This is a genomic window from Rhizobium sp. PAMB 3182 (assembly GCF_052908355.1).
The window spans coordinates 3,416,144-3,433,602 of record NZ_CM128607.1 but is presented as its reverse complement, the minus strand read 5'-3'; the positions used below and the strand labels follow the sequence as shown (position 1 = coordinate 3,433,602).

General features: G+C 62.5%; 22 protein-coding genes. 1 reads left to right on the top strand and 21 read right to left on the bottom strand.

Annotated features, from left to right (window positions below; all coding sequences use genetic code 11):
* Positions 1-17 precede the first annotated feature (17 nt).
* Complete coding sequence (locus tag ACU5AZ_RS16500) at positions 18-749, top strand: Crp/Fnr family transcriptional regulator (protein ID WP_446823420.1); 732 nt, start codon at positions 18-20, stop codon at positions 747-749.
* A 20-nt stretch (positions 750-769) separates the two neighbouring features.
* Here the strand turns inward: ACU5AZ_RS16500 and ureG are convergent, their stop codons facing one another.
* From ureG to ACU5AZ_RS16395, 21 genes are all read right to left on the bottom strand, one after another.
* Positions 770-1,381, bottom strand: coding sequence for an urease accessory protein UreG (gene ureG / locus ACU5AZ_RS16495; RefSeq protein ID WP_446823419.1), 612 nt, complete (start codon positions 1,379-1,381; stop codon positions 770-772).
* 30 nt (positions 1,382-1,411) lie between these two features.
* Positions 1,412-2,098, bottom strand: coding sequence for an urease accessory protein UreF (locus tag ACU5AZ_RS16490; protein WP_446823418.1), 687 nt, complete (start codon positions 2,096-2,098; stop codon positions 1,412-1,414).
* Complete coding sequence (gene ureE / locus ACU5AZ_RS16485; RefSeq protein ID WP_446823417.1) at positions 2,091-2,567, bottom strand: urease accessory protein UreE; 477 nt, start codon at positions 2,565-2,567, stop codon at positions 2,091-2,093. The genes ACU5AZ_RS16490 and ureE overlap by 8 nt, the downstream gene beginning before the upstream one ends.
* 111 nt (positions 2,568-2,678) lie before the next feature.
* The gene (locus ACU5AZ_RS16480) at positions 2,679-3,512 is read right to left on the bottom strand and encodes a GGDEF domain-containing protein (RefSeq protein ID WP_446823416.1); all 834 of its coding nucleotides are present in this window, start codon (positions 3,510-3,512) and stop codon (positions 2,679-2,681) included.
* A gap of 435 nt (positions 3,513-3,947) precedes the next feature.
* Positions 3,948-4,556 carry a LysE family translocator gene (locus ACU5AZ_RS16475; RefSeq protein WP_446823415.1) on the bottom strand — a complete coding sequence of 203 codons (609 nt, stop codon included), beginning with the start codon at positions 4,554-4,556 and terminating at the stop codon, positions 3,948-3,950.
* A gap of 55 nt (positions 4,557-4,611) precedes the next feature.
* Positions 4,612-5,493, bottom strand: coding sequence for a GNAT family N-acetyltransferase (locus tag ACU5AZ_RS16470; protein ID WP_446823414.1), 882 nt, complete (start codon positions 5,491-5,493; stop codon positions 4,612-4,614).
* 100 nt (positions 5,494-5,593) lie between these two features.
* On the bottom strand, positions 5,594-7,306 hold the full coding sequence (gene ureC / locus ACU5AZ_RS16465; RefSeq protein WP_446823413.1) for an urease subunit alpha: 1,713 nt from the start codon (positions 7,304-7,306) through the stop codon (positions 5,594-5,596).
* Positions 7,307-7,309: 3 nt separating this feature from the next.
* Entirely contained in the window at positions 7,310-7,954 is a 645-nt protein-coding gene (locus ACU5AZ_RS16460) for a DsbA family protein (protein WP_446823412.1), read from the bottom strand.
* A 2-nt stretch (positions 7,955-7,956) separates the two neighbouring features.
* The gene (locus tag ACU5AZ_RS16455) at positions 7,957-8,409 is read right to left on the bottom strand and encodes a lysozyme inhibitor LprI family protein (protein WP_446826029.1); all 453 of its coding nucleotides are present in this window, start codon (positions 8,407-8,409) and stop codon (positions 7,957-7,959) included.
* 13 nt (positions 8,410-8,422) lie between these two features.
* Positions 8,423-8,728 carry an urease subunit beta gene (locus ACU5AZ_RS16450; RefSeq protein WP_261929399.1) on the bottom strand — a complete coding sequence of 102 codons (306 nt, stop codon included), beginning with the start codon at positions 8,726-8,728 and terminating at the stop codon, positions 8,423-8,425.
* A gap of 19 nt (positions 8,729-8,747) precedes the next feature.
* On the bottom strand, positions 8,748-9,050 hold the full coding sequence (locus ACU5AZ_RS16445) for an urease subunit gamma (RefSeq protein ID WP_446823411.1): 303 nt from the start codon (positions 9,048-9,050) through the stop codon (positions 8,748-8,750).
* 22 nt (positions 9,051-9,072) lie between these two features.
* Positions 9,073-9,891: an urease accessory protein UreD gene (locus tag ACU5AZ_RS16440; RefSeq protein WP_446823410.1), complete on the bottom strand. Its 819-nt coding sequence runs from the start codon at positions 9,889-9,891 to the stop codon at positions 9,073-9,075.
* Between the two features lie 186 nt (positions 9,892-10,077).
* Complete coding sequence (gene urtE / locus ACU5AZ_RS16435) at positions 10,078-10,773, bottom strand: urea ABC transporter ATP-binding subunit UrtE (RefSeq protein WP_446823409.1); 696 nt, start codon at positions 10,771-10,773, stop codon at positions 10,078-10,080.
* A gap of 171 nt (positions 10,774-10,944) precedes the next feature.
* Positions 10,945-11,712, bottom strand: coding sequence for an urea ABC transporter ATP-binding protein UrtD (gene urtD / locus ACU5AZ_RS16430; RefSeq protein WP_446823408.1), 768 nt, complete (start codon positions 11,710-11,712; stop codon positions 10,945-10,947).
* Positions 11,713-11,717: 5 nt separating this feature from the next.
* Positions 11,718-12,881: an urea ABC transporter permease subunit UrtC gene (gene urtC / locus ACU5AZ_RS16425; protein WP_446823407.1), complete on the bottom strand. Its 1,164-nt coding sequence runs from the start codon at positions 12,879-12,881 to the stop codon at positions 11,718-11,720.
* Positions 12,878-14,500: an urea ABC transporter permease subunit UrtB gene (urtB, locus tag ACU5AZ_RS16420; RefSeq protein ID WP_446823406.1), complete on the bottom strand. Its 1,623-nt coding sequence runs from the start codon at positions 14,498-14,500 to the stop codon at positions 12,878-12,880. The genes urtC and urtB overlap by 4 nt, the downstream gene beginning before the upstream one ends.
* A 79-nt stretch (positions 14,501-14,579) precedes the next feature.
* A complete protein-coding gene (urtA, locus tag ACU5AZ_RS16415) occupies positions 14,580-15,827 on the bottom strand; it encodes an urea ABC transporter substrate-binding protein (RefSeq protein WP_446826028.1) in 1,248 nt (415 codons plus the stop codon).
* Positions 15,828-16,134: 307 nt separating this feature from the next.
* Positions 16,135-16,353, bottom strand: coding sequence for a hypothetical protein (locus ACU5AZ_RS16410; RefSeq protein WP_446823405.1), 219 nt, complete (start codon positions 16,351-16,353; stop codon positions 16,135-16,137).
* A 146-nt stretch (positions 16,354-16,499) separates the two neighbouring features.
* Positions 16,500-16,736 (bottom strand): 30S ribosomal protein S21, encoded by a 237-nt coding sequence (rpsU, locus tag ACU5AZ_RS16405; RefSeq protein ID WP_446823404.1) that lies wholly within the window; start codon positions 16,734-16,736, stop codon positions 16,500-16,502.
* A 54-nt stretch (positions 16,737-16,790) separates the two neighbouring features.
* Positions 16,791-17,096 carry a cold-shock protein gene (locus tag ACU5AZ_RS16400; RefSeq protein ID WP_446823403.1) on the bottom strand — a complete coding sequence of 102 codons (306 nt, stop codon included), beginning with the start codon at positions 17,094-17,096 and terminating at the stop codon, positions 16,791-16,793.
* A 126-nt stretch (positions 17,097-17,222) separates the two neighbouring features.
* The gene (locus ACU5AZ_RS16395; RefSeq protein ID WP_446823402.1) at positions 17,223-17,432 is read right to left on the bottom strand and encodes a cold-shock protein; all 210 of its coding nucleotides are present in this window, start codon (positions 17,430-17,432) and stop codon (positions 17,223-17,225) included.
* Between the last annotated feature and the right edge of the window lie 27 nt (positions 17,433-17,459).

Below are 17,459 nucleotides of genomic sequence, written 5' to 3'. Positions count from 1 at the left end.
GCCCGCCGAAGGAAAAAATGGGACTTCAAATGCACGGGAACAACGAAACAGCCATCCTGCTGGGGCCGCTGTTGAAACTGGAGCCGCGTGAGGTCAGCGCGGTCACGGGCCTTCCGTTCCTCCTTGGCATGAGCCAGCCGGCGCTGAGGAAACTGCTGGCGACGGCCGAAGTTCGTCGGCTGGAGGCGAAGGAAGTCCTGTACAGCGAAGGCCAGGCCGCCGATCATTTCTTCTGCGTCGTCTCCGGCCATCTTCGCGCCTACAGGACGGACCGGGACGGCCGGACGGCCGACGTGATGCTCTACGGTCCGGGCGACTGCTTCGGCCACAGCATGCTGTTCAACAGCTTGAAACAGCATTTCGACGTCCAGGCGGCGGAAAGGGCGATGATCGTCGCCTTCAGCCTCGAACATATCCGCAAGCTGATCGGCGAGGAGCCGGATGTGGCCCGCGCGGTCATCCGCTCGCTCTCGACCAATCTCTTGAACGCCACCGACTGCATCGCCAACGACCGCCTGCAGACTGCCCCGCAGCGGGTGGCCCATTATATCCTCACCCATTGCCGGAAGGACGATGCCGGCAAGTCGGCAACCATGCGCCTGCCCTTCCAGAAAAGCCTGCTGGCTGGCAAGCTTGGTCTGGCGCCGGAGGCCCTGTCCCGCGCCTTTTCAACGCTGAGAGACAATGGCGTCGTCGTCCGCGGCCGGCTGATCCATGTGGAAAACACCGGCGCGCTCGAAAACATCTGACGGACAAGCGACAGGTGCTGCTAGAGGCCGCCCTGCGCCTTCAGGAACGCGACCACCGTGTCTATGCCATCGCCGCGCTTCATGTCGGTGAACACGTAGGGACGCGACGTCCGCATGCGCTCGGCATCGCGGTCCATAACGCCGATATCCGCGCCGACATGCGGCGCCAGGTCCTTCTTGTTGATCACCAGCAGATCCGAACGGGTGATCCCCGGCCCGCCCTTGCGCGGTATCTCCTCACCCTGGCAGACGGAAATCACGTAGATCGTCAGGTCGGCCAGATCCGGCGAGAAGGTCGCCGCCAGATTGTCACCGCCCGATTCGATGAACACGATATCGAGATCGGGGAAACGCTCGTTGAGCGATGCGATCGCCTGCAGGTTGATCGTCGCGTCTTCGCGGATCGCCGTGTGCGGACAGCCGCCCGTCTCGACGCCCATGATCCGGTCGGAGGTCAGTGCTTGCATGCGCACCAACGCCTCGGCGTCTTCCTTTGTGTAGATGTCGTTGGTCACGACGGCAACCGAATAGTCGTCGCGCAACGCCTTGCAGAGCTTCTCCGTCAGCGCCGTCTTGCCGGACCCGACCGGTCCGCCGATACCGACGCGCAATGGGCCATTTCCCGATGCCATGCTTATCCCCGTCATCTGTCGCACCGCCTCTTACGACCGGAAGAGACGTGCCGTCTGTGTTTCGTGTCTGAGGCTCGATATCTCGGCGAAAAAGGCCGCCGAGCCGAGCGCATCGATGGTGGAATGGGCCGCCTTCTCCGCCGTCGCCCCGATCAAGGGTTCCAGCGCGGCGAGAATGGCGACACCCTGCCTCTGTCCGCAAAGCGAAAGCCTTATGCCGGCCGAAACGGCCTGCGAGGCGGCGGCATGCAGATAGGCGGCAAGCGCGGCTGTGAGTTCGACCCCGTTTGCCGCCGCAACCACGCCGACGGCGACCGGATACGGCGCGTCGGCAGGCAGATGGTCGAGCGCAGGCTGCGGCCAGGCCCCCGCCGCCTCCAGGAAGGCTTCGCCGACGAGCCGCGTCTCCCGGTAACGCTCGGCGGAGCCGGCAAGCGCGGCCGCAAGTTCGGCCAGCTCTTCGAGACTCGCCGGATCGTCCAGCCGGCGAAAGCTCTCGGCCAGCAGAACGGCGTCGTTCCAGGCGGGGCCGGAGGTGATAGACAGGCCAATCCAGTCGGCCAGTCCATCGCCATCCTTCACGCGCCCCTCGCCCGCGGCATTCTCCAGGCCGGCCGAATAGGCGAAAGCGCCAACCGGAAAGGCCGGCGACAGCCATGTCATCAGCCGCAGCAGCGATTGCGTGCCGGCTGCATTCGGCAGAGTGACATCAGTCATGGGCGTGATGCGCATGTCCGCCATGACCGTGACCGCCATGGGCGTGATAGGCGCCGCGCACCGGCTGGAAAGCCTCGCGCACTTCGCGCACATTCGCGCCAAGCCCTTCAAGCATCGCCCGGATGACGTGATCGCGGCCGATCAGGATACGGTCCTCGTCGATCTGGGCCGGCAGGTGCCGGTTGCCGAGGTGCCATGCGATTTCCATGAGATGCAGCCGGTTGCGGGCGGTCACCTCGTAGAGGTCCTCCTGCTCGGCAACGATGCGGATATAGCTGCCCTCTTCCGTCAACAGCATGTCGCCATCGGCAAACAGCACGGCCTCCTTGAGATCGAGCATGGCCATGGAGCCATCGGCGAGATGCAGAAGCTTGCGCCGCAGATGGCGGGCGTCATGGGCAAGGGTGACCGTGTTGGCGGGCGTTGCGTCAACGCTTCCGGCCGGGCTGTAGGAGTTTATGCGCTGCATGGTGATGCCTGACTGAAATAGACGTTCACCATGCAAAATAGATGCGGCAGGCGCAAGGACAATACGTCGTTTGGACACCCCCGCCGGTGCCCACAGAGCTGCGCCCTGCCCTCAGGCCGCGCCTCGCTGCAATGCCAGCGGCATCCCGCCGGCGGCATCATCCTGCAGCAGATCCCGCTCATGCAGGACCCGGTTGCGGCCGGCGCTCTTTGCAATATACAGCGCCTTGTCGGCGGCCCGGTAGGCGGCGTCGGGCTCGCGCCCGCCGCCCATCTCGGCCACGCCTGCAGACACAGTCAGGCGGATGCTCGACTGTCCGAGGTGAAAGACGGTCTCGCCGATATGCCGGCAAAGTTCCTCCAGCCGCGTTAAACGCTCCCTGGCATCACCAGAGGTAATGATCACCGCGAATTCCTCGCCGTTCAGGCGCGCCACGGCCCGGGCATCGCCCAGACCGTCAACAATCGCCGTGCCGACCCGCTCGATGACGGTGTCGCCGACCGCATGGCCATAGCGCTCGTTGATGCTCTTGAACCGATCGATATCGAGAACCGCAAGGGTCGCCTCGCCCGTTATGTCCCGCATGGCCTCCTGGAAGCCTCTGCGGTTCAGAAGGCCGGAGCGCGTATCCGTGCCTTGCACGCGCTGGATCTGCTGGCTGGCTTTCGACAGTTGATAGACGGTGGAGCCGGAGCCATAGGCGAGGACGCCGGTGACCGCCGAGCTTGCAAGCCACGCCGTCACGAAGAGCGAGACAAAGGGCGCATCGAGCTCGTGCGGCATGAGATCGAAGCTCTTGAGCACCGGCAGAAAGGCCAGGATAAGCAGCGGGGAAAAAATGGCGGCAAGACAGGCCTGCTTGATGGCGTGAAGCCAGACCTGCTTCAGCGTGTTGATCGGTGAGGCGAACATGTCTTCCGGCTGTGCGATGGCTTCTGCATTCATTGACGGCGGTCTCCAGAATACCGAGGGCTTGCGACTGCTTGGGATGGGCAAGTCCGATTGGCGGAGACCTTACAGCAACCATTTTGCGGCTTCGCTAAGCTGTCCGCTAAAGTTTGAAACATTCCGATATTTGAATGCCGGGAGACAAGCAGTGCGGCGGCCCCTGCTCAAGACCGGCGAACATACAGAAAAGCCCGGCACGGGGGCCGGGCTTTTCAATTCCAGTGGCTCGCCATTGATGCTGCACCTCGCAAACACCACGACCGCTGCCGCCGCTTCAACGGGACCGCAGCAAGTCTTGGGAGGAAAATCCGCGATCAACCGTTGGATCGTGTATACACGAGAGATTGCTGCAGCGCACCATCAAAGCGCTTTGAAATTGTCCGTGCATAGCGGCTATGCATCAGGGTAATAGCTGGCACCCCGGCCTGCCTTTCAATGCCGTGACAGCGCCATGGTGCCGCCGGACGCGACCAGCGCGGTCGCCACCAGCCGGTTCAGGTAGACGAAGATGCGCTCCGAGCGGATGAAGCGGCCGAGCACCACGCCGGCGAGCACGTAGAGGATGACGGCCACCACTTCCATGATCAGGAACGCGCCGCCCATCTTGACGAGCTGCGGCCAGGCCGCATTCGTCGCATCGATGAATTGCGGAAAGAAGGCGGTGAAGATGGCGATCGCCTTGGGATTGGTGATCGCGATGCTGAAATCTCGGCGCATCAACGCGCGGACCGACGTGTCCTTCGCCTCCATGCGCGCCAGCGTCCGCGCCTTCCGCCAGATCTGCACGCCCACATAGACGAGATAGACCGCACCGATCAGCTTGATCGCGGTAAAGGCCGTCGCGGAAGCCGCGAGCACCGTCCCGAGACCGATCACGGTGACCAAAATCAGCAAGGTGAAGGCCGGCATCCGCCCGAGCCCGCCGAGCATCGCCCGCGCAAAGCCGAGCCGCGCGCCATTGGCGAAGGCCAGCATGTTGTTCGGCCCCGGCGCACAATTGAGCGCGAAGCAGGCCGGTATGAAAATGGACCAGGCGATCATCGCAGAATTCCTCCAAAACATCACGTCGCGAAACAGATCCCAACACCACCGACGATCAGCTAGTCCGACCCGGAGCGACCAGATGAGGCTTCGACAGCAGGGCCAGACGATATTTCCCAGCCCTGCGGAAACCGATGGCTTCATATGCTTTCGCCGCAGACGGGTTGTTTGTAAAGAGGATAGACCGCGACACACCTTCGGCCCGAGCCCGCTCGAGCGTTGCCGCGACCACGCGGCGGGCATATCCTCTGTTGCGGAATTGCGGCGGCGTCCAGACCGGACCGACCTGGACGACGTCCGACAGCCGGGCATTGAAGCCACTGAGCGCGACCGGCAGTCCATCGACGATCCACGCCCAACGCTCCGCAACCGCCTGCCCACTATCAAACTCGCGGTGCAACCGCTTGTCCAAATCCTCGTCATCTTGGGCGCCAAGTGCCTCGATGTTGTAGGCCCTCAGCCACGAAATAAGGATGTTTTGATCGAACTCGGATGCCGGCACGAGAAAACCGGCATTCGCTGGGACGATCAGATCGGAAAGCGGAAGCGCATAGAGATCCTCATCCGCATACAACGCGAACTGCTGACGCCGCAGACCGAAAGCCTCGATGACGTCGTCCACCTGCTCGGGAACACCGAGAATGCCGCAGACCGGTCGCTCGATCTCTGCCATCAGACGGACGATCAGCGCCGAACGGATATCCCGGTCGGGCACCTGCAGCATGATGTTGCCGTTCCAGAAATGCGCGATCACGCCAAGGATTTCACCATCCGGACCACAGGCCCCGAAATATTGCCCATGATAGGCGGCGTCCCTGTAATCCAGTCCCGATCGCAGAACATTCGATCGCAGAAACATGCTCGTATCGGCATGCGTCGCAAGAAAGGATGACAGGAACGGCGTATCGGTCTGCACCAGCAGGCGTATGTCAGACATGGGGCCTCGCGTAGAAATCAACGGCCCTCATCCTGTCACCACAAGACAACCGGATACATGCTGTTCCGGTCATCCGATCGATGAAAACTTCTGATGGGTCTCAGAACAGGAAATATCGCTGCGCCATCGGCAGCACCTTTGCCGGCTCGCAGGTCAGGAGTTCGCCGTCGGCACGCACTTCGTAGGTTTCCGGATCGACCTCGATGTTCGGCGTCACCGCATTGTGGATCATCGATGCCTTGCCAATCCCGCCGCGGGTGTTCTTCACCGCCACCAGCTGCTTGGCGACGCCGAGGCGTCCGGCAAGCCCGGCGTCGAGCGAGGCTTGCGAAACGAAGGTGACGGACGAATTGGTCCGCGCCTTGCCGTAGGCGCCGAACATGTGCCGGTAGTGGACCGGCTGCGGCGTCGGGATCGAGGCGTTCGGATCGCCCATCGGCGCCGCCGCGATCACACCACCGAGGATCACCATGTCCGGCTTCACGCCGAAGAAGGCCGGCGACCACATGACGAGGTCAGCGCGCTTGCCGATCTCGACCGAACCGATCTCATGGGAAAGCCCGTGGGCGATGGCCGGGTTGATCGTGTATTTGGCGACGTAGCGCTTGACGCGGAAATTGTCGTTCTCGCCCGTCTCTTCCTTCAAGCGGCCGCGCTGGCGCTTCATCTTGTCGGCCGTCTGCCACGTGCGGATCGACACTTCGCCGACACGGCCCATGGCCTGGCTGTCGGACGAGATAATCGAAAAGGCACCGATGTCGTGGAGAATGTCTTCCGCAGCGATCGTTTCCTTGCGGATGCGGCTTTCGGCAAACGCGATGTCTTCCGGGATCGACGCCGACAGATGATGGCAGACCATCAGCATGTCGAGATGCTCGGCGATCGTGTTGACCGTGTAGGGCCGCGTCGGGTTGGTCGACGACGGAATGACGTTCGGGCTGCCGCAGACCTTGATGATGTCCGGCGCATGACCACCGCCCGCCCCTTCCGTGTGGAAGGCGTGGATGGTGCGGCCTTTGATCGCCGAAATTGTGTCTTCCACGAAGCCGGACTCGTTCAGCGTATCGGTATGGATCATCACCTGCACGTCATACTGGTCGGCGACCGACAGGCAGCAGTCGATGGCCGCCGGCGTCGTGCCCCAGTCCTCGTGCAGCTTCAGCGACGAGGCGCCCCCGAGCACCATTTCCTCCAGCGCGCCCGGCAGCGAGGCGTTGCCCTTGCCGGCGAAGGCGAGGTTCATCGGGAAGGCGTCCGCCGCCTCGATCATCCGGGCGATATGCCAGGGACCGGGCGTGCAGGTGGTCGCGAGCGTCCCGTGCGCCGGACCGGTGCCCCCGCCGAGCATGGTGGTGAGGCCGGACATCAGCGCATCCTCGATCTGCTGCGGGCAGATGAAATGGATATGCGCGTCCATGCCGCCGGCGGTGATGATCTTGCCTTCCGCCGCGATTGCCTCCGTGCCCGGGCCGACGATGATGTCGACGCCCGGCTGCGTGTCCGGATTGCCGGCCTTGCCGATCGCCACGATCCGCCCGTCCTTGAGCCCGATATCGGCTTTGACGATGCCCCAGTGGTCGACGATCAGCGCATTGGTGATAACGGTATCGACGGCCCCGTCGGCGCGCGTCACCTGGCTCTGCCCCATGCCGTCGCGGATGACCTTGCCGCCGCCGAACTTCACCTCGTCGCCATAGGAGGTGTAGTCCTTCTCCACCTCGATGAAGAGTTCGGTGTCGGCGAGCCGCAGTTTGTCGCCGGTCGTCGGACCGAACATGTTGGCATAGGCGGCGCGGGACATTTTGAACGGCATGGTTCACACTCCTTCAAGCGGGGAGATTACGGAGATATCGGAAATTCGGATAAGCCGGCCTTCGCCGGCATAACGGTCGACCAGAACCTTTTCGGCGGCGAAGGGATGCCCGTCCCAGCCCTGATGGCCGAAGCCGGCAAGCAGGATCGTGTCTTCGGATTTGGCGTGATGGGCCAGCACCTCGGCGATCACCACCATGCCGGACGACGGCACGACATAGGCGCCTGCACCGGCACCGGCGAGATCGGCGTCGAGCTGCTCGTGTACCCGCCTGCCGATGACCCGGAAACCCTTGCCGGTTTCTGCCGCGAAGGCCGCGAAGCCGTCGGTATAGTCGTCACAGAAATCGTCGAGTTCGGGGTGGCTTTCGGCAAGCGCGGCGCGCATGTCCTCAAATTTCTGCGGGTCGCGCACGCACCAGATGGATGCGGCGGCACGCACGGCAGAGATTTCGCGCCAGTCGCTCTCGTAGAGCATCTCCCTGCCCGGCCGGCCGGTATTGCAGACCGCAACGACATCCGTGCGGCCGCGCTTGCCTGCCAAAGAGCGACAGTCGTTGAAACGGATGACAAAATCGCAGGCGTCGACGCGCTCCTTGGTGTCTTGCGACACCTCCCCGTTTCCGACTATGGCGATCCGGCGGGCCATGGCTATTTCTGTTCCTCGCCCTCGTCGAGCTGCTGCGATTCCAGCCCGGTCATCAGTTCCTTCAGTTCCTTGGTGCGCTGGCGCGTGAGGTCAGCCAGACAGGAGCCGACAAGCAGCGGCTCCATGGAGCCGCCCCGCGCCTGGAACCCCATGCCGTCACAATGCCCGTCGCGATACTCCACCCAGGCGCGCTGCGCCTTCTTCAAGGCATCGAGCGCGCCCACCAGGTTCTTGTCGATGTCGGCAAACTGTGTGTCCTCGTCCTTCGCATAGGCGACGGCCTCTTTGTAGACGGCGTTCAGTTCCTTGTCGGCGGCCTGCCAGTCCTGATAGGCGCAGATGTTCATGTCCGTCTGTGTCGTCGGATCGCTGCAGTCGACATCGGGATTCTGCTGAGCCGAAGCACTGGCCGCGAGCGGCAGGCCGACGACGGCGAGAACGGCAAGAAACTTCAACACGCGCACTCTCCTAGAGCTTGCCCATGACGGACTGGCGGAAGCCGTAAACCTCGCGCTTGCCCGACATCGGCACCAGCGTCACCTGCCGCGTCTGTCCCGGCTCGAAACGCACGGCGGTGCCCGACGGAATATCGAGCCGCATGCCGCGCGCCTTGTCGCGGTCGAAGGAAAGGCCCGGATTGGTCTCGCCGAAATGATAATGGCTGCCGACCTGGATCGGCCGGTCACCGGTGTTGGAGACCTCCAGCGTGACGGTCGGAAGACCGGTATTCAGTTCGATTTCGCCTTCAGCGGCAATCAGTTCGCCCGGTATCATGAATCAGTCTCCCAACCACTTAACGTATCGGTTCGTGCACGGTGACGAGCTTTGTGCCGTCGGGGAATGTCGCTTCCACCTGCACGTCGTGGATCATCTCGGCAATGCCTTCCATCACCTGGTCGCGGGTAATCACATGCGCGCCCGCCTCCATGAGATCGGCGACCGTGCGACCGTCGCGGGCCCCCTCAACGACGTAGTCGGTGATCAGCGCGATCGCCTCGGGATAGTTCAGCTTGACGCCGCGCTCCAGCCGCCGCCGGGCCACCATCGCCGCCATGGAAATCAGCAGCTTGTCTTTTTCTCTCGGGCTGAGGTTCATAGTCGTTCCACTCGTTTGCGATCTAGAGGTTCCAGACTTTCGGCACGGACGCGCCGCCACGCAAGGCCGAAATCACCGGGATCAGGATTTTTCTTAAAGCGAAGCCGTCGGCAGCAACCAGCCGGACGATCAGCTTGTCACCCCAGTGGCTGGCCCCGCCGGCGGCATCACCGATCAGTGCCCGCACCTTGGGCAGATAGGCCTCCGCCATCGGGCCGCAATAAAGTGCCGTCGCAAACGCGACCTCGCCGGAAAGGGATGCCGCTCGCGCCGTCAGCGCCGCGATGTCACCCTCCAGCCGCTGGTCCTCCGCATGGACCAGCCGGCCGGCCCGACGGATGCGCCAGCGGTCGCGAAAGAAGCCCTCGCGCATCGTCTCGCCCATCGCCTTGCGGCCGAGAAGCACGGCTTCGACGGCGACGAATTCCGCCGTCTCGGCCAGGTCGACCTCGAGCGAGCGCGTGAGTGACGCGCGGTCGAAGAGAATGGTTTCCTGTGGCAACCACGAAAGCCGCGCCCCCTCGCCCGCCTCGATCCGCGTCGAGACCTCGGCCGTGCCGAAGGACGCCTTGTAGAGCTTCTCGCAGGCTTGCGTGGTGACGGTGAGATGGGTGTCGGGGCCGGCCGCGATCGTCCAGTCCATGCGGTCGCCGCCGGTGAGCCCGCCGGAGGTGTTGATGAGCACGGCTTCCATGCTGGCGTCGAAGGTGGTCGGCAGGCGGATCTTGGCAGCACCCTCCTGATAAAGCTCGGCGATGCGGGTGCGCCCGGCCAGCGGCTTGGCGACCAGCCGGCCCGTGCCCCGCGCCCGCTGCGGCAGTGTCTCCGCCAGTGCAGACAAATGTCTCTCCCCTCGTCGCCGGCGCATTGGCGCGGCCTTGCATGCCGTCACGCCGTTCAGGCGTTGTTCTTATCTTTCAACACTTTGCAGGTAAGCAATTTTCATGCCCGCCTTCAAGCGCCGTGTTTGCCGCATCGCGTCCGGCACCAGAAATACGCCTGCCGCTTTTGGCGGCAGGCGTGCCCATCAAACGGTCAGGTGGCGGCGCGCTTCCGGCGTATCCAGCGTTTCGGCAGCGCCCTCGTGGACGATCTCACCGCGGTCCATGATGTAGACGTGATCGGCAAGCTCCCGGCAGAAGTCGAGATACTGCTCGACCAGCAGGATCGCCATGCCGGTCGAATCCCGCAAGTAACGGATAGCCCGGCCGATATCCTTGATGATCGACGGTTGGATGCCTTCGGTCGGCTCGTCGAGCACCAGGATTTTCGGCCGGGTTACCATCGCACGTCCGATGGCCAGCTGTTGTTGCTGGCCACCGGAGAGGTCCCCACCCCGTCGCGATAGCATCGTTTCCAGAACCGGAAACAGACTGAAGATGTCGTCCGGAATGCTGCGGTCCTTGCGGGCCAGCGGCGCAAATCCGGTTTCGAGGTTTTCCTTGACGGTCAGAAGCGGAAAAATCTCGCGGCCCTGTGGCACGAAGCCGATCCCCTGCTTGGCGCGCGCATAGGGCGCCATGCCATCGAGCGGAGTGCCGTTGAAGGTGATCTTGCCCTTCGACAGGGGATGCTGGCCGGTCACGGCGCGCAAGAGCGACGTCTTGCCCACGCCGTTTCGGCCGAGCACACAGGTGATCTTGCCCATCTCCGCCTTGATCGAAATCCCGCGCAACGCCTGCGCCGCGCCGTAGTGAAGATTGGCGTTTTCAACGGTCAGCATGGGTATTCTCCTTCATGCGAGGAGGTTTCACCCCCCTCTGTCACTTCGTGACATCTCCCCCACAAGGGGGGAGATTGGGTCTCCGCGGCTTGCCTCTCGTCGATCTCCCCCCTTGTGGGGGAGATGCCCGGCAGGGCAGAGGGGGGTGCAAAACCAAGCAACATCATCCACTCACCTCCCGAGATAGTTCTCGATGACCTTCTGGTCATTCGAGACGAAGTCGATGGAGCCTTCAGCAAGCACCGAGCCTTCCGCAAGGCAGGTGACCTTGACGCCGAGATCGCGGATGAAGCTCATGTCGTGCTCGACGACGACCACCGAGCGGGTCTTGGCGATCTCGCGCAGCAGCGCCGCCGTCTCGACGGTTTCGGCGTCGGTCATGCCGGCGACCGGCTCGTCGACAAGAAGAAGCTTCGGCTCCTGGGCGAGCAGCATGCCGATCTCCAGCCACTGCTTCTGCCCGTGCGACAGGTTTGCCGCCAGATCGTCCTTGCGGTCGGTCAGCCGCACGGTTTCGAGGATTTCCTCGATACGCGCCTTGTCGCCCGACGTCAGCGTATAGAAGAGCGTGGCGAAGACGCCGCGGTCGCGGTTGAGCGCCAGTTCCAGATTGTCCCAGACCGTATGGCTTTCGAACACGGTCGGCTTCTGGAACTTGCGGCCGATGCCGAGCTGGGCGATATCGGCCTCATCGCGCTTGGTAAGGTCGATGTCTCCCTGGAAGAAGACCTCGCCCGAATCCGGCCGGGTCTTGCCGGTGATGATATCCATCATCGTCGTCTTGCCGGCCCCGTTCGGACCGATGATGGCCCTCAGTTCCCCCGGCGCGATAACGAGAGAGAGGCTGTTCAGCGCCTTGAACCCGTCGAAGGAGACGGAGACGCCGTTGAGGTAGAGAAGGCTCGAGGGCCGTTCGACTGACGTATCACTGACCTGCATGCGCCTCACTCCGCCGCTTGCGGTTCGGCTTCGCCGCCACCGCGATTGTCTTCAGCCTTTGCCGCGTCCCGGTATTCCTTGCGGGTGACGAAATACTGCTGCACCGTCCCGACAATGCCCTTCGGCAGGAAGAGGGTGACGAGAACGAACAGTCCGCCGAGCGCGAACAGCCAGACTTCCGGGAAGAGGCCGGTGAAGATCGTCTTGCCGCCATTGACGAGGACCGCGCCGATGATCGGCCCGATCAGCGTTCCGCGCCCGCCGATCGCCGTCCAGATGACGACTTCGATCGAGTTGGCCGGCGCGAACTCGCCGGGATTGATGATGCCGACCTGCGGGACGTAGAGCGCGCCGGCAATGCCGGCCATCATCGCCGACACGACGAAGATGAAGAGCTTCATGTGCTCCACCCGGAAGCCAAGGAAGCGGGTGCGGCTTTCGGCGTCGCGGATGCCGACGAGGATCTTGCCGTATTTCGACCGGACGATGGCCGAGGCGAGGATCAGCGACAGCGCGAGAAAGATCGCCGAGGCGGCAAACAGGACCGCACGCGTGCCGTCGGCCTGGATGTCGAAGCCGAGGATGTCCTTGAAGTCGGTGAGGCCGTTGTTGCCGCCGAAGCCCATATTGTTGCGGAAGAAGGCGAGCAGCAGCGCGTAGGTCATCGCCTGGGTGATGATCGACAGGTAGACGCCGTTGACGCGCGAGCGGAAGGCGAACCAGCCGAACACGAAGGCAAGCAGGCCCGGCACCAGAAGCACCATCAGCATGGCGAACCAGAACTGGTCGAAGCCGTACCAGAACCAGGGCAGTTCCTTCCAGTTGAGGAAGACCATGAAGTCCGGCAGGATCGGGTCGCCATAGACGCCACGCGAGCCGATCTGGCGCATCAGGTACATGCCCATGGCATAGCCGCCGAGCGCGAAGAAGGCGCCGTGGCCGAGAGAAAGAATACCGCAGAAACCCCAGACCAGATCCAGCGCCAGGGCGAGTAGAGCATAGGTCAGGTATTTCCCGAAAAGCGCCATGATGTAGGTCGGGATGTGCATGGCGCTTTGCGGGTCGATCATGAGGTTCAGGACAGGAACCAGAACCGCAAGAGCGAGCAGGATGACTGCGGCAAAGACGATTTTCTTGTCGAGGGCGCGGAGGACAAACGAGGTGATCATGCTTCCACCGCCCTTCCCTTCAGCGCGAACAGGCCGCGCGGACGTTTCTGGATGAAGAGAATGATGAGCACGAGGACGATGATCTTGCCGAGCACCGCGCCCGCATAAGGCTCAAGGAACTTGTTGAGGATGCCGAGCGAGAAGGCCCCGACCAGCGTGCCCCAGAGGTTTCCGACGCCGCCGAAAACGACGACCATGAAGCTGTCGATGATGTAGCCCTGCCCGAGATTGGGCGAGACGTTATCGATCTGCGACAGCGCCACGCCCGCCATGCCGGCAATGCCGGAGCCGAGCGCGAAGGTGAAGGCATCGACCCAGGCGGTACGGATGCCCATCGAGGAGGCCATGCGCCGGTTCTGGGTCACCGCCCGCATCTGCAGTCCGAACGGCGTGCGCTTCAAAAGCATCAGCAGCGAGACGAAGACGGCGAGCGAGAAGACGATGATCCACATGCGGTTCCAGGTGATCGTCAGCCCGCCGAGCGGGAAGGCGCCGGACATCCAGCTCGGATTGCCGACTTCCTGGTTGGTCGGCCCGAAGATCGAGCGCACCGCCTGCTGCAGGATGAGCGAGATGCCCCAGGTGGCAAGCAGCGTTTCCAGCGGCCGGCCATAGAGGAAGCGGATGACCAGCCGTTCGATGACGAGCCCGACGGACCCGGCGACGACGAAGGCCACCGGCAGGGCGATCGCCAGCGACCAGTCGAACAGCCATGGCGCGGAGGTGCGGATGGCCTGCTGGACAACGAAGGTGGAATAGGCGCCGAGCATGACCATTTCGCCATGCGCCATGTTGATGATGCCCATCACGCCGAAGGTGATGGCAAGGCCGATGGCGGCAAGCAGCAGCACCGAGCCGAGCGACAGCCCGTACCAGATGTTCTGCACGACGTTCCAGAGCTGCTGGGCGTTCTGGATGTGGGCGATCGCCTTGTCGATGTCGGGCTTCAGCTCGTCGCCGGCAGCGCCCTGCGCCGCCATCAGCACCGAGACCGCATCCTGGCCGCCCATGTCGCGAATGATTTCAACCGCGGCCTGCTTTTCAGCAAGCGGCCGGTCGGAACTCATGATCAGGAAGGCATGCGCCTCCTGAAGCGCGGCACGGACTTCCGGGTCCTGTTCAGCCGCGAGCGCCGTCTCGACGGGCTCTAGCGCTTCCTGGTCCGGCGACTGCAGAAGCGACTTCGCCGCCGACAGCCTGACCTCGCGCTTGGGGCTCTGCAGGGTAAGCGTGCCGATCGCCGAACGGATCGTCCGGCGGATGCTGTTCTTCACCTTGATCTTGGTGAGCGCGCCTTCCGCTTCCTCGCCGACCTTTTCCCCGCTCAAGGGGTCGATCAGCGCCAGATTGGAACCGGCCTTCTTGGTAATGAATACCTGATTGTCGGAGGTACGGACATAGAGATCACCGTTCGACAGCGCATTCAGGGCCGGCACGACCGCCGTGTCTCCCGTTGCAGCCAGATCGGTGACGATCTTTTCCACCTTGTTGAAATTGGCGCCCGCGAAGGAATTGATCAGCGTCTTCAAGTCTTCCGCATGCAGCGGCCCGCTGGCAGCGGCAAGAACGAAGACCGCCGCGATAACTCTGAATAGATGAAGAAAATATCTTTTGAACATGATCGGCCCGCCCCTTTTCATGGAGCCGCAGGCAGGAATCCCGCCTGCGGCATGTTCGGTTCAAGCGAGAGACGGGAGCTTAGGAGCCCTTGCCGCCGCACTTGCCGGTGGCAACGTTGAAGTTGCCGCAGGACATCGGCTTGCGCCAATCGGAGATCAGGTCCTTGCTATCCGGCAGGTAATCGGACCAGGCATCGCCCGGGACGAGACCGGAGGTCTGCGAGACGATGTCGAACTGACCGTCGTCCTGGATTTCGCCGATGAGGACAGGCTTGGTGATGTGGTGGTTCGGCATCATGGCCGAGTAGCCACCCGAGAGGTTCGGGACCGAAATGCCCGGCAGAGCGTCGATGACGGCGTCCGGATCGGTGGTGCCGGCCGCTTCTACGGCCTTAACCCACATGTTGAAGCCGATGTAGTGGGCTTCCATCGGGTCGTTGGTCACGCGCTTGTCGTTGCCGGTGAACTTCTTCCACTCCTCGATGAAGGCCTTGTTCTCAGGCGTATCGACGGATTCGAAGTAGTTCCAGGCAGCGAGGTGGCCGACGAGCGGCTTGGTGTCGATGCCGGCGAGTTCTTCTTCACCGACGGAGAAGGCGACGACCGGAATGTCTTCGGCCTTGATGCCCTGGTTGCCGAGTTCCTTGTAGAACGGAACGTTGGCGTCACCGTTGACGGTGGAGACGACGGCGGTCTTCTTGCCGGCGGAGCCGAACTTCTTGATCGCGGCGACTTCGGTCTGCCAGTCGGAGAAGCCGAACGGCGTGTAGTTGACCATGATGTCTTCGGCCGGAACGCCCTTGGCCTTCAGGTAGGCTTCGAGGATCTTGTTGGTCGTGCGCGGATAGACGTAGTCCGTACCTTCCAGAACCCAGCGCTCGACGCCTTCTTCCTTCATCAGGTAGTCGACGGCGGGAATGGCCTGCTGGTTCGGAGCGGCACCCGTGTAGAACACGTTGCGTTCGGACTCTTCGCCTTCATACTGGACCGGGTAGAACAGGATGTTGTCGAGCTCCTTGAAGACCGGCAGCACCGACTTGCGCGAAACCGAGGTCCAGCAGCCGAACACGGCGGCAACCTTGTCCTTTTCGATCAGCTCGCGTGCCTTTTCGGCAAACAGCGGCCAGTCGGAAGCCGGGTCGACTACGACGGCCTCGAGCTTCTTGCCGAGAAGGCCGCCCTTCTTGTTCTGCTCGTCGATGAGCATCAGCATGGCGTCTTTCAGCGTGGTTTCTGAAATCGCCATCGTGCCCGACAGCGAGTGCAGGATGCCGACCTTGATCGTGTCGTCGGCGGCAAGTGCGCTGGTGAAGGCCGAAGCCGACATGGCCGCAGCCAGAAGCGCACCAGAAATTTTGCTGGTGATAGACATTTTGGTTTGAACCCCTCTTCTCGTTCACTCCGCAACGGCGCGGGAGAAAAACGTCAACCGCTGCTGCAGGCGACTATCCGACGGGATTGTGCGTTGCGATATACGTCAATTGACGTAGGCAGAGGGGGCAAATGTACGCTGGATGCACCAGCGTCACGCCGCGGCAAAAGATTGCCGGCAGCGGACATCTATAATGTCGGGAGGCGAGTATGTCAGTTCGGGGGATTGTGGCCGGCATTGAGATGCGGCCGTTCTGGAAGGATCAGCGCGCCGCAGTCTTGCGGGTACGTTTCGCCTTGACCGGCTCGGCCGGCGCTTCGGCGTCCTGGGCCATGCGCAGGGCGCGGAGTTTTTCGGTCTTCTTGTCGCGGGCCGTCGCTTCGGCCGCGATGATGGCGCGGGCGGTATCGTCCGTCACGGTCGCCTTGTCCTTCGATTTCATCTTGGCGGGATCGAAGAATTTGTCTTTGCTGGCAGCCATGTCTTCTTCCTTTCGGCACATTCAATGGAGATGTCGGTCGGGCCGTTGCTCCGCGCCAATCGGCGGAGCCAACCCTGTGGACCGGGACCTGCCAGAAGGCGAGGACAGCCCTCACGCCGGCAAACCGGCGTGACGGGCAAATCGGGTCAGCGCGCGCGCACGACCTTCTTGGGGCCCGGGATCAGGCCTTCACGCTGCAATTTCTTGCGCGCCAGCTTGCGGTGGCGACGGATGGCTTCGGCTTTTTCGCGGGCTCTCTTCTCAGAAGGCTTCTCATAGGCGCTGCGCTGTTTCATTTCCCGAAACACGCCTTCGCGCTGCATCTTCTTCTTCAGTACGCGGAGTGCCTGATCGACGTTGTTGTCCCTGACGAGAACCTGCAAAACAATTCCTTCCTTTTGTCTGTCTGTCTGCGCGGCGAGGCACCGCATTTCATTTCAACGGGGCAGAGATCTGCTGGCCTTCGACCGAAGTGGCTTCAGCCAGGAGTTGCCGCTGCCGGCGACAATGCCACCGCCCTCTACAGCCACAGCCTTCTTCAGCGTCTCGATGTCCGATTCCACCACGCGCCGTTCGAAGTTTTCGTTTTCAAACTGCACGCGGTACTGCCGCTCGCCGCGATCGGCTGCCGGCAAAACGCTGACAATTGTGCATGTCCTGAGGTCAGTCGATGTCTTGACCAGGCCGGAATGCAATATGACGACATCGCCAGCGGCAAAGCCTTTTCCGCTTCTGCTCTTCATCGTCGCTCCTTCATCGGGCAAAGCCCGGGGGAAATAAATAAAAAGGCCGGGGGTTACCCCGACCTCTCCAGGTCATTCAAGCGCCACACTGCCAGTACATCCGTGGTCAGCAGGCGCGAATGACAATTAGGCAACCTTGAGGTTGTCAGCCGAGTTCTTGCCGGACTTGCGGTCACGAACAACTTCGAACTCAACCTTCTGGCCTTCGGCCAGCGAACGGATGCCCGCACGCTCAACGGCGGAGATGTGAACGAAAACGTCCGTCGATCCGTCGTCCGGCTGAATGAAACCAAAACCCTTGGTGCTGTTAAACCACTTAACTGTGCCTGTGTTCATAACGATTACCTTTCAATCGCTGGTGTT

Bases quoted from the DNA above. Each gene is read 5' to 3' on its own strand.
- ACU5AZ_RS16500 (WP_446823420.1), top strand. From the start codon at position 18: ATGGGACTTCAAATGCACGGGAACAACGAAACAGCCATCCTGCTGGGG.
- ureG (WP_446823419.1), bottom strand. From the start codon at position 1,381: ATGGCATCGGGAAATGGCCCATTGCGCGTCGGTATCGGCGGACCGGTC.
- ACU5AZ_RS16490 (WP_446823418.1), bottom strand. From the start codon at position 2,098: ATGACTGATGTCACTCTGCCGAATGCAGCCGGCACGCAATCGCTGCTG.
- ureE (WP_446823417.1), bottom strand. From the start codon at position 2,567: ATGCAGCGCATAAACTCCTACAGCCCGGCCGGAAGCGTTGACGCAACG.
- ACU5AZ_RS16480 (WP_446823416.1), bottom strand. From the start codon at position 3,512: ATGAATGCAGAAGCCATCGCACAGCCGGAAGACATGTTCGCCTCACCG.
- ACU5AZ_RS16475 (WP_446823415.1), bottom strand. From the start codon at position 4,556: ATGATCGCCTGGTCCATTTTCATACCGGCCTGCTTCGCGCTCAATTGT.
- ACU5AZ_RS16470 (WP_446823414.1), bottom strand. From the start codon at position 5,493: ATGTCTGACATACGCCTGCTGGTGCAGACCGATACGCCGTTCCTGTCA.
- ureC (WP_446823413.1), bottom strand. From the start codon at position 7,306: ATGCCGTTCAAAATGTCCCGCGCCGCCTATGCCAACATGTTCGGTCCG.
- ACU5AZ_RS16460 (WP_446823412.1), bottom strand. From the start codon at position 7,954: ATGGCCCGCCGGATCGCCATAGTCGGAAACGGGGAGGTGTCGCAAGAC.
- ACU5AZ_RS16450 (WP_261929399.1), bottom strand. From the start codon at position 8,728: ATGATACCGGGCGAACTGATTGCCGCTGAAGGCGAAATCGAACTGAAT.
- ACU5AZ_RS16445 (WP_446823411.1), bottom strand. From the start codon at position 9,050: ATGAACCTCAGCCCGAGAGAAAAAGACAAGCTGCTGATTTCCATGGCG.
- urtE (WP_446823409.1), bottom strand. From the start codon at position 10,773: ATGCTGACCGTTGAAAACGCCAATCTTCACTACGGCGCGGCGCAGGCG.
- urtD (WP_446823408.1), bottom strand. From the start codon at position 11,712: ATGCAGGTCAGTGATACGTCAGTCGAACGGCCCTCGAGCCTTCTCTAC.
- urtC (WP_446823407.1), bottom strand. From the start codon at position 12,881: ATGATCACCTCGTTTGTCCTCCGCGCCCTCGACAAGAAAATCGTCTTT.
- urtB (WP_446823406.1), bottom strand. From the start codon at position 14,500: ATGTTCAAAAGATATTTTCTTCATCTATTCAGAGTTATCGCGGCGGTC.
- urtA (WP_446826028.1), bottom strand. From the start codon at position 15,827: ATGTCGGCTTCGGCCTTCACCAGCGCACTTGCCGCCGACGACACGATC.
- ACU5AZ_RS16410 (WP_446823405.1), bottom strand. From the start codon at position 16,353: ATGGCTGCCAGCAAAGACAAATTCTTCGATCCCGCCAAGATGAAATCG.
- ACU5AZ_RS16400 (WP_446823403.1), bottom strand. From the start codon at position 17,096: ATGAAGAGCAGAAGCGGAAAAGGCTTTGCCGCTGGCGATGTCGTCATA.
- ACU5AZ_RS16395 (WP_446823402.1), bottom strand. From the start codon at position 17,432: ATGAACACAGGCACAGTTAAGTGGTTTAACAGCACCAAGGGTTTTGGT.